The following is a 9897-nucleotide window of genomic DNA, read 5'->3' on the forward strand; positions in this document are numbered from 1 at the left end:
CATGCGCTCGCGTCCGGAGCGGACGTCCTCCACCCGATCCTCGGCCGCCTCGCGGCTGACCCAGGCCGTCACCCCCGCCGCCACCGCGAACAGGTTCAGGGCCAGCGAAACCGCCAGGGCGATCATCAGGGCGCGTTTGCTCATCCCAGCACCTCGGTGTCATCCAGCGCCAGAAGCTGGGACTGATAAAGCACGGCGTCCGCCTCGGCCCGCGCTACGGCGGGCTGGGACAGGTTGAGACCCACCAGAACCCCCGCCACCGAGGCGGCGGCCCATCCGGCGCCCGAAGCCCAGGCCAGACGGCGGAAGGCGAACCGCGCGCGCGGCTTCAGCCCCGCCGCGGCCGCCAGGGCGATGACCTGCTCGCGCAGGGCGTGGCTGACCATGGGGCGGGGCGCGGCGTCCAGAACCAGGTCCGTCTGGCGCGCCTCGAACAGCAGCCGTTCGGCGCCGTGGCGGTCGGCGTCCATGAAGGCGCGGGCGGCCACCCGCTCGGCCTCGGGCCAGCGGCGCACATCGGCGCCGTAGGCCTCGGCCAGATCCTGAAAACGTTGCGCGTTCATTTCAGCACACCTTCATTTCGCGCCGTCTCGGCCAGCGCCCCCCGGAGGGCGCGGCGGCCACGAGACAGAAGACTCTCCAGCGCCTCGACGCTGATCTCCATCAGGGCCGCAGCCTCGATATTGCCCAGCTCCTGATAGTGGCACAGCACGATGGCCTCGCGCTGTCGTTCCGGCAGGGCCGCCAGCGCCGCGTCCACCCGCGCGCCCAGCTCCGCCGTCTGCAATCCCTGATCCGGCGACGGCCCGGGATCGGCCCGGTCCGGCATCGTATCCGTCAACACCTCGCGCCGCCGGCGCAGCCGGTCGTAGCAGAGGTTCAGCGCCACCCGGTGCAGCCAGGTGTCGAACCGCGCCTTGCCGGGCTTCCAGCGGGGCGCCTGGCGCCAGGCCTTCAACATCGTCTCCTGCGCCACGTCCTCGGCCTCGGACGGGTCGTTCAGCATGCGCTGCGCCAGCGCCAGCATGCGCGGCAGCTTGCGCGCGACCATGGCCTGGATCGCCGCGGGGTCGCCCTGACCCACGCGGCTCACCAGATCTTCGTCGGGATCGACCACCCGTGTCGCCAAGCCGGCTCGCTCCGTTTCCTTGCGGGCGGGCCGACCGGACCGATCCGGTCTGTCCCGACATCACCCTACTCCGCCGCCTGGCGACGGTCGGCCCGGCGGGCCTGATGGTCAGCGCGGCGCGCCTCGTGTTGCGCACGCATTTCGGCGCCGGTGACAAAACCGTCGCCGTCCGCGTCCATGCGGGCGAACTGTTCGGTCGCGCGCTGTCGGGCCTGCTCGATGGTCACACCCTGACCGTCGCGGTCAAGTCGCATGCCCATGCCGTGGCCGCCACGATGACCGCGTCCGCCGCGACGCTGACCCGCCTCGCCGCCTTCGACGCGGCGCTCGGCGCGCTGTTGCGAGCGCTGTTCGTGCGCGGCGTCATACTCGGCGCGGGTGATGGAGCCGTCGCCGTTGGCGTCCATGCGCTCGAACATGCTGTCGCGGCGCTCGCCCATGCGGGCCTGACGCTGCGCCTGCATTTCCTCGCGCGAGATCACCCCGTCGCCGTTGGCGTCCATGGCGGTCAGGCGGGCGACCCGCTGCTCCACGAACTCGGCCTGGCTGACCCGTGCATCGGGGTCCATGCGGCCGCCGCGCGGGCCATCGTTTGTCTGTGCGATCGCGGCCCCGCTCAGGGCCAGGGCGGCGACGCCGCCCAGCACAATCATCTTTTTCATGGGTTCGTTCTCCTGATCCGCCCTTGAAAGGCGGCATTGTCCGTCCCTGTCGAAAGGTTCAACGAACGGCCGTCAGGATTCCGTCGCGGCTGGATTCAGAGGCCCCAGCAGGGCTTCCAGCGCCCCCCGCGCCGCCGCGCGCCGGGCGGCCAGTTCGGCCTTCAGAGCGTCAAAGCTGTCGAAGCCCGCCACCCCCGCCAGCCGCTCGCGGAACTCGGCGGGCTCCGCCTCGGGATCAGGATCCCCCTCGAAGGCGCAACGGATCACCTGGCTGATGGACTGTTGCAGGCTCCAGGCCCGCCCGAACACCGGATCCACCCCCGGCGCTGCCAGGGCCTCCACCGTCGAGATGGTCAGGGGCTCGCCCCGCGCCGCCGCCAGCAGCTGGCTATGCTGGGCCGCGAACTCGCAGTCCACCTGCCCCCCCGGCGCCAGCTTCAGCTCCCACAGCCCGCCGCCGGGCCGCTCCCGGTCCATCAGGGCGCGCATGTCACGCACGTCGCGGGTCACCTGATCCGGATCGCGCGGTCGGCGCAGGGCCGTCTGGATGGCGCGGGCCACCCGCTCCGCGAACGCCGGATCGCTCGACCAGACGACCCGCGCCCGCGTCAGGGCCAGAAACTCCCAGGTGTCGGCCTCGCCGGCGTAGTACTCTTCCAGCGCCCGGAAGCTGACCGACACCGGCCCGGCCCGGCCCGACGGGCGCAGGCGCATGTCCACCTCATAGAGCGCCCCCTCCGCCGTGTGCGCCGACAGGGCCGCGATCAGGCGCTGGGTGAAGCGGCCATAGAAGGTGTCGGCGCTCCAGCCCTTCCCTTCCGACATGCCTGCGGGGTCGTCGGCCTCATAGACCGTCATCATGTCCACGTCGGACCCGGCCGTCATCTCGCGCGACCCGGCCTTGCCCAGCGCCACCACGGCGATGCGGCCCGCGAAGGCGCCCCCCTGTCGCGTCACTTCCTTCAGGGCGGCGGCGGACAGGGCCCGGATCGAGACGTCCGCCAGGTCAGCGTAGGCGTGGCCCGCGCTGTCGGCGTCGGCCCGGCCGGTCAGGGTCTGGATGCCGATCCGGAAGATCTGGTCGCGGTGGATGCGTCGCACCGCATTCATGGCCTCCTCGAAATCGCTCTCGCCCACCGCCTCGGCCACCAGTTGGTCAAGCACCCCCGAGTCCTGGTCCAGCGGCGCCAGGAAGCGGGCGTCCAGCATGCTGTCCAGGGCGGCGGGATAGCGGGCCAGGGTCCGGGCCAGACGCGGGGCGAAGGCCATGACCCGCACGATCAGGGCGAACAGCTCGGGCTGGGCCAGAAACAGCGACTGGATCTGCGCCCCCGCCGACAGTCCGGCGAAGAAGGTCGAAAAGCGGGCGAAGGCGGCGTCCGGCGCGCCGGTCTCGGCCAGGGCGGTCAGCAGGCGCGGCGCCAGACGGGTGAACAGCTCCCGCCCGCGGGAGGTGCGGGTGGCGCCGATGCGGCCGTGGTGCCAGCTGCGGATCGTCTCGGCCACGCCCTCGGGGCTGGAGAAGCCCATGCGCTCCAGCGTCTTGAGGGTCTCGGGGTCGTTCTCCACCCCGGTGAACACCAGACTCCCCCACGGCGAGGACAGGTCTTCCTCGTCCGAGAACAGCTCCCCATAGCGTCGGTTCACCCCCTGCAACAGGGTCTCGACGCTCGCGTCGAACGCCGCCAGATCCCCCTCTCCCGACAGGGCGGCTACGGCGGCGCGGCGCTCGGCGGATTCCGGCAGGGTGTGGGTTTGTTCGTCCGCCAGCATCTGGATGCGGTGCTCCAGCCCGCGCAGGCGCACATAGGCGGCGGACAGCTCGGCGCGGGCCGCCTCTTTCACATGGCCCGCCCCGGTCAGGGCGGCCAGCGCCTCCAGGGTGCGGGGCGTGCGCAGCGCGCGGTCCCGGCCGCCGAGGATCAGCTGCTGGGTCTGGACATAGAACTCAATCTCGCGAATGCCGCCCCGGCCCAGTTTCAGATTGGCGCCCGCCGCGTGCAGGCCCTCGCCGGTCTTGAAGGCGTGGATCTGCCGCTTGATGGAATGGATGTCGGCAATGGCGTGATAGTCGAGGCTCCGCCGCCAGATGAAGGGCGCCAGCTCGGTCAGGAACCCTTGCCCCGCCGTCAGGTCGCCGCACACCGGCCGCGCCTTGATGAAGGCCGCGCGCTCCCAGTTCTGGCCCACGGACTCATAGTAGGCCATGGCCGCCGGGGCCGGGACCACCGGCGGCGTCGACGACGGATCGGGGCGCAGCCGCAGGTCGACCCGGAACACATAGCCGTCGCCGGTGCGCTCCGACAGCAGGGCCGCCACGCCCTGGGCCAGGCGGTCGACGAAGGGCTGGGCCTCCACCCCGGGCGCCAGCGCGCCTTCCACCAGATCGGGCTCATGGAAGAACGAGATGTCGATGTCGCTGGAATAGTTCAGCTCGCCCGCCCCGTGCTTGCCCATGGCCAGGGCGAACAGGCCGGGGACCGGCCCGCGCGGATCGTCATCGGCGCTGATCAGCTTGCCCCTCTGGCGGGCGTCGTGGGCGACGGCGCGCAGGGCGGCGCGGGTGGCGGCGTCGGCGAAGGCGGTCAGGGCGCCGGTGACCCGGTCCAGATCCCACACCCCGCCCAGATCGCACAGGGCGGTCAGCAGGTGCAGGTCCGCCTTCAGCCCGCGCAGGGGCGCGCGCAGGTCATCGGCGCCGCCCGTCAGGGCGTCGGTCTGCGCGAGGATGGCGGCGAGGCGGTCGTCGGGCGCCGCCTCGAGGATCGTGCGCAGACGCTCCGGCCCCCGCCGGGCCAGCCCGGCCAGATAGGGCGCGGCGGCGAACACAGGCTCCAGCCCGGGCCAGGCGGCGTCCAGCGTCTCCAGCCAGCCGTCCTCGCGCGCAGCGGCCTCCACGGGTTCACGGGAGCGCGCGGCCAGTCCGGCGTCAAGCACGGGCCCGCAGGGCTTCAGCTGTCCGGCCAGGCCGCTCATTCGGCGGGCGGCAGGACCAGGGCCACGCGCAGCCCCGGCCCCGTGTCGTCCACCACCCCGGGGCCTTCATCCAGATAGATGCGGCCCTTGTGCGCCTCGGCCACGGCGGCGACCAGCGACAGGCCGAGCCCCGAGCCCGGCTCGGTCCGGCTGTTCTCCAGCCGCACGAAACGGTCCAGCACCCGCGCGCGGTCCGCATCGGGCACGCCGGGGCCCGTGTCGGTGACCGAGAATTCCACCTGCCCGCTGGAACGCCTGCGGGCGCGCAGCATCACCGCCCCGCCGGGGGGCGTGTACTTGATGGCGTTGTCGATGAGGTTGGCCAGCGCCTGGGCCAGGAACGGCCGGTTGGCGCGGATCATCAGGCCGCGATGGATCTCGGAGTCGAACTCCAGTCCCTTGTCCTCGGCCGCGGGCTCGTACAGTTCGGCCATGTCGCCGGCCAGATCAGCGGCGTCGAACACCTCCGTCTGCGGCTCCCTGGAAGCCTGCAGGCGGGCGATGGCCAGCACGGTGTTGAAGGTCTTCAGCAGTTCGTCGGCCTCGGCCAGAGCCATCTGCAGGGCGTCATTGGCGTCGATGCGCCCGGCCTCCGCATCGATCAGGGCCACCTCCAGCTTGGCCCGCATGCGCGTCAGCGGGCTGCGCAGGTCGTGGGCGATGGCGTCCCCGGCGTGGCGGATCGAGGCCATGGACGCCTCCAGCCGGTCCAGCATGCCGTTCAGGCCCGCCCCCAGCTCATCCAGTTCGTCGCCCGAGCCGCGCACCTCAGCCCTCGCCTTCAGGTCGCCGCCCTTGACCGCCGCGACCACGGTGTTGAACCGGCTCATGGAGCGTTCCAGATTACGGCTGATCAGCAGGCCGCCGCCCAGACCCAGCACCACCACCAGCAGCATGGCGCCCCACAGGGCCTGGGTCAGGCGGTCCAGATAGGCTTCGGTGTCGCCGATGTCCTCGGCCACGAACAGCAGCTCGCCGCCCTGCAGCCGCACCATGACGCCCAGGGCCTGCCGCCGGATGATGCGGCCCGCCTCGTCGGTGTCGGTGAAGCGGAACGCCTCCCACCGCTCGGGCGGGTCGTCCGGGCGCGGCTCCACCGGGGTGATGTTCAGGCTGCGGGTGACCGGCTCGCCCTCGGCGTCCAGCAGGATGTAGAGATAGGGCCCGCCTCTCAGGATGCGCTCCACCAGCGCCTGGTTCAGGGGGTTCAGCCCCCGCTCCCGATAGATGGCGGTCAGCACCCCCACCTCGCGCCGCACGTCGGCCTCGGCCCGCGCCCGCGCCTCGGACGCCGAGGCCACATAGACATAGGCCAGCACCGCCGACGCCGCTGCGGCGAACAGGGCCACGAACATCAGCGTCAGCCGGAAGGGCGTGCGCCGGAAGAGCGAGGGCAGTTTCATGAGGCCCTAGGCCTCCAGCCGGTAACCCGCGCCTCGCACCGTCTGCAGCATGGCCTTGTCGAAGCCCTTGTCGATCTTGGCGCGCAGGCGGCTGATGTGGACGTCGATGACGTTGGTCTGGGGGTCGAAATGGTACTCCCACACCTTCTCCAGCAGCATGGTGCGGGTCACCGACTGGCCGGCGTGGCGCATCAGGAATTCCAGCAGCTGGAACTCGCGCGGCTGCAGGTCGATCTCGGTCTCGCCCCGATGCACGGTGCGGGCGATCAGGTTCATCTCCAGATCACCCACCTTCAGCACCGTCTGCACCCCGCCGGTCTCGCGGCGGCGCGACAGGGCCTCGACCCGCGCGATCAGCTCGGCGAAGGCGTAGGGCTTGACCAGATAGTCGTCGGCCCCGGCCTTGAGGCCGGTGACCCGGTCCTCAACCTCGCCCAGCGCCGACAGGAACAGGACCGGCGTCTGGTCCCCGTCCTTGCGCAGGGTCTCGACCATGCCGACCCCGTCCAGGCGCGGCATCATGCGGTCCACCACATAGACGTCGAAGCCGCCCTTCTGGGCCTCCACGAGGCCATAGGCGCCGTCCACCGCGTGGGTCACCTCGTGCCCCGCCTCCGACAGGCCGCGCACCATGGCGCCCGCGGCCTCCGCATCGTCCTCGACCACCAGTATGCGCATCAGCCCCGTCTCCAGAATCGCCAGCATAACGCCAGAACCTGATTCACGGCCTCGGGGAAATCACGAAGCGATTCCACCGAGGCCGATCAGCCTTCTGACCACCCTACTCCTCGTCACCTTCCAGAGGCAGCACCACCGGCGTGTTGCCCTGGCCTGTGCGCACAAACAGCAGGATGCTCGGCCGTCCGGCTTGCCTCACGCGCTGCACGGCGGCGCGCAGTTCATCCACGGTCGTCACCGGCCTGCGGTCGGCGCTCTGGATGACCATGCCGGGCTCGAACGGGATGCGGGCGGTCCGGGAGCCGGCCTCGACGCCGAGAATCACCAGGCCGTTGATCTGCGGATCAATGCCGTACTGCTGACGCAGCGCCGCGCTCATGGGCGCGACCCGCAGCCCCTCGACCACGACGCCGGCGGCCGCAGGCCTCTCGGCCGTGCCGTTCTGCTGGCCGGGCGTGGGATTGTTGAGCTCGTCCTCCGGCGGACGCACACCCGCGCGGACATTCACCTGAACGCGGCGTCCCTCGCGCAGAACTGTCAGGCGCAGCGTGTCGCCGGCCCGGGCCTGGCCGACCCGTCGCGTCAGATCGGTGTTATTGCGCACGGCCTGGCCGTTCATCTCCGTGATGACATCCTCGGCGCGCAGCCCCGCCGCGGCGGCGGGACCGCCCGGCGTGACGTCGCCCACGAAAGCGCCGGTTACACCCTCATCCAGGCCCAGGGCTTCACGCATGTCGGGCGTGAGCGTGCTGATCTGCACACCCAGATAGCCCCGCTCGATGCTGCCACCCTGCATCAGCTGCTGGGTCACCCGCTGCGCCACGTCGGCCGGAATGGCGAAGCCGATGCCCACCGACACGCCCGTGGGCGAAAAGATCGCCGTATTCACGCCGATGACGCGGCCATAGATGTCGAAGGTCGGACCGCCGGAATTGCCCCGGTTGATGGGGGCGTCGATCTGGATGAAGTCCACATACTGATCGCCGATGTCCCGCCCGCGCGCCGAGACGATCCCGGCCGTGGCCGAACCGCCCAGCCCGAAGGGATTGCCCAGCGCCACGACCCAGTCGCCCACCCGGGGCTGGGCCTGGGTCTCGAACTGGACGAAGGGGAAGGTCCCGCCGTCCACCTTGAGCACCGCCAGATCGGTCAGTTCGTCACGGCCCACGATCCGGGCCGTCAGCTCCCGATCATCGGTCAGACGCACCGTGATCTCGGACGCATTGGCGACCACATGGTTGTTGGTGACGATGTAGCCGTCCGCCGAGATGAAGAAGCCCGAGCCGGAGCCGGCCCCCTCCATCATCGGCTCTTCGCCGTCCTCGCCCTGCGGCTGTTGCGGCACCGAGAAGGGGAACGGCAGACCCGGAATGTTGGGGAAGCCGCGCACGCTCGGGCGCGGCACGCGGGTGGTCACGTCGATCTGCACCACGGCGGGCGAGACCTGGTCGATGATGTCGGCGAAGGAATTGGGCGCACCGGGAGGCGGCTGGAACAGCACGGCGCCGGCGGTGGCGGCGGGCACCAGCCCGCTGCGCAGCTCGGCCCGCTGCTCCTGCGCGCCGGCGGCCGGCCAATCGATGATCCCGCCGGCGGTCGCGGCGGCGGCGAAGGTCAGTCCGACCGCGGCGCCCAGAATGAATTCCTTACGCTTCAGCATCGTCGTCCTTGTGTCGTTTCGGCGGGGCCGAAGGGCGGCCCTGTGCCCCTTGATATAACCCTATGACGCGGCGCGCCAAGGCGAACCAGTTACGGTTCATACAGATCAGGGATGATCATGGGGCGAGGATGCGTCCAAATCCGGGCGCTCCGCCAACCGTTTCTCCAGCGCGGCCTCCTCGGCCGCCGTCAGGGGCGCGGCCTCCGCCGGGCGGCGCCGCAGGGTCGTCAGCAGAACGCCCCCCGCGACCAGCACCACCAGGAACGGCCCCAGCCACAGCATCAGCGTTCCCGCGTTGAACGGCGGCCGGAACAGCACATAGTCGCCATAGCGCCGCACCAGTCCGGCCTCGATCTCGGAGTCGCTGCGCCCCGCCGCCACCTCGTCGCGCACCAGACGGCGCATGTCCGCGGCGATCCCGGCGGGGGAATCGGCGATGGATTCGTGCTGGCAGACCACGCAGCGGATGTCCCTGAACAGGGCCTGCGCCCGCGCCTCCTGCGCCGGATCGGGCAAGGGCCGGTCGGGCGCCGCCGCCGGTTCCGCGAAGGCCATCAGGGCCACGGCCACGATCAGCAGCAGACGCCTCATCCCCGCTTCCTCCCCGCCACGCCGAACCGCAGCCGCCGGTCCGACAGGGACACCAGTCCGCCCAGCGCCATCAGCGTCGGCCCCAGGAAGATCAGCCGCGCCCAGGGGTTCCAGTGCACGCGCACGGTCCAGGCCTGGGCCAGGGTCTCGGTCGCCCGGCGCTCGCCCAGCACCACATAGACGTCGTCCAGACCCCGGAAATCCAGTCCCACCTCGGTAGTGGTCTGCCCGCCGGCCGGGAAGAAACGCCGCTCGGCGGTCAGGGTGCGCGCGCCGGCGCCGTCCTCGCGGGCCACGGTGAACACCCCCTGTTCGGCCAGATAGTTCGGCCCCTCGACGATGCGCACATCGTCCAGGGTCACGTGCCACGGCCCCGCCACGGCGACCGGTCCGCCGGGCGCGGTCACCGCCACCGCCTCGATCTTGAAGGCCGTCTCGGCCACCGCCCCCATGACGAACAGGCCCAGACCCGCGTGGGCCAGGGTCATGCCGAAGGCGCCCACGGGCAGGCCGGTCAGCCGCCGCCACACCTCGGCGCGGGGCGCCCGGAACAGGCGGATGCGCTCGGCCAGCTCGGCCAGTGCTCCCGCGATCAGCCAGACCCCCAGCCCGATCCCCGCCGCCGCCAGGGCCTTCATGGGATCGAACGCGAACAGGGCGATCAGGGCCGCGATCACCGCCACGGCCAAGGCCAGGGTCAGGCGCTGGACCACGCCATTCAGGTCCGCCCGCTTCCACGCCAGCAGCGGCCCGGCGGGCAGGATGATCAGGGCCACGGCCATCAGCGGCGTGAAGGTC

At 71.4% G+C, this 9897-nt stretch carries 8 protein-coding genes and 1 pseudogene; all 9 read right to left on the reverse strand.

All coding sequences use genetic code 11. From position 1 onward, the window contains the following. Window positions 1-140: 140 nt before the first annotated feature. Entirely contained in the window at window positions 141-563 is a 423-nt protein-coding gene (locus C0461_RS11525) for a hypothetical protein (protein WP_292107054.1), read from the reverse strand. Then, a pseudogene (locus C0461_RS11530) lies at window positions 560-1144 on the reverse strand (RNA polymerase sigma factor); the annotation flags it as partial. The gene C0461_RS11525 and the pseudogene C0461_RS11530, both read right to left, overlap by 4 nt. Before the next feature lie 50 nt (window positions 1145-1194). Continuing rightward, window positions 1195-1791, reverse strand: coding sequence for an EF-hand domain-containing protein (locus C0461_RS11535; protein WP_292107057.1), 597 nt, complete (start codon window positions 1789-1791; stop codon window positions 1195-1197). Window positions 1792-1863: 72 nt separating this feature from the next. Beyond that, window positions 1864-4767, reverse strand: a complete 2904-nt coding sequence (locus C0461_RS11540) for a bifunctional [glutamine synthetase] adenylyltransferase/[glutamine synthetase]-adenylyl-L-tyrosine phosphorylase (protein ID WP_292107058.1) — start codon at window positions 4765-4767, stop codon at window positions 1864-1866. Next, complete coding sequence (locus C0461_RS11545; RefSeq protein ID WP_292107059.1) at window positions 4764-6170, reverse strand: HAMP domain-containing sensor histidine kinase; 1407 nt, start codon at window positions 6168-6170, stop codon at window positions 4764-4766. The genes C0461_RS11540 and C0461_RS11545 overlap by 4 nt, the downstream gene beginning before the upstream one ends. Before the next feature lie 6 nt (window positions 6171-6176). Continuing rightward, entirely contained in the window at window positions 6177-6848 is a 672-nt protein-coding gene (locus C0461_RS11550) for a response regulator transcription factor (RefSeq protein ID WP_292107064.1), read from the reverse strand. Window positions 6849-6951: 103 nt separating this feature from the next. Then, window positions 6952-8508: a Do family serine endopeptidase gene (locus tag C0461_RS11555; protein ID WP_292107061.1), complete on the reverse strand. Its 1557-nt coding sequence runs from the start codon at window positions 8506-8508 to the stop codon at window positions 6952-6954. Window positions 8509-8613: 105 nt separating this feature from the next. Next, complete coding sequence (locus tag C0461_RS11560; RefSeq protein WP_292107062.1) at window positions 8614-9099, reverse strand: cytochrome c-type biogenesis protein; 486 nt, start codon at window positions 9097-9099, stop codon at window positions 8614-8616. Beyond that, window positions 9096-9897: cytochrome c-type biogenesis CcmF C-terminal domain-containing protein (locus C0461_RS11565; protein ID WP_292107063.1), on the reverse strand; the 802-nt coding region annotated here is incomplete at its 5' end. The genes C0461_RS11565 and C0461_RS11560, both read right to left, overlap by 4 nt.

It is taken from the genome of Brevundimonas sp. (assembly GCF_013823285.1).
Classification (GTDB): domain Bacteria; phylum Pseudomonadota; class Alphaproteobacteria; order Caulobacterales; family Caulobacteraceae; genus Brevundimonas.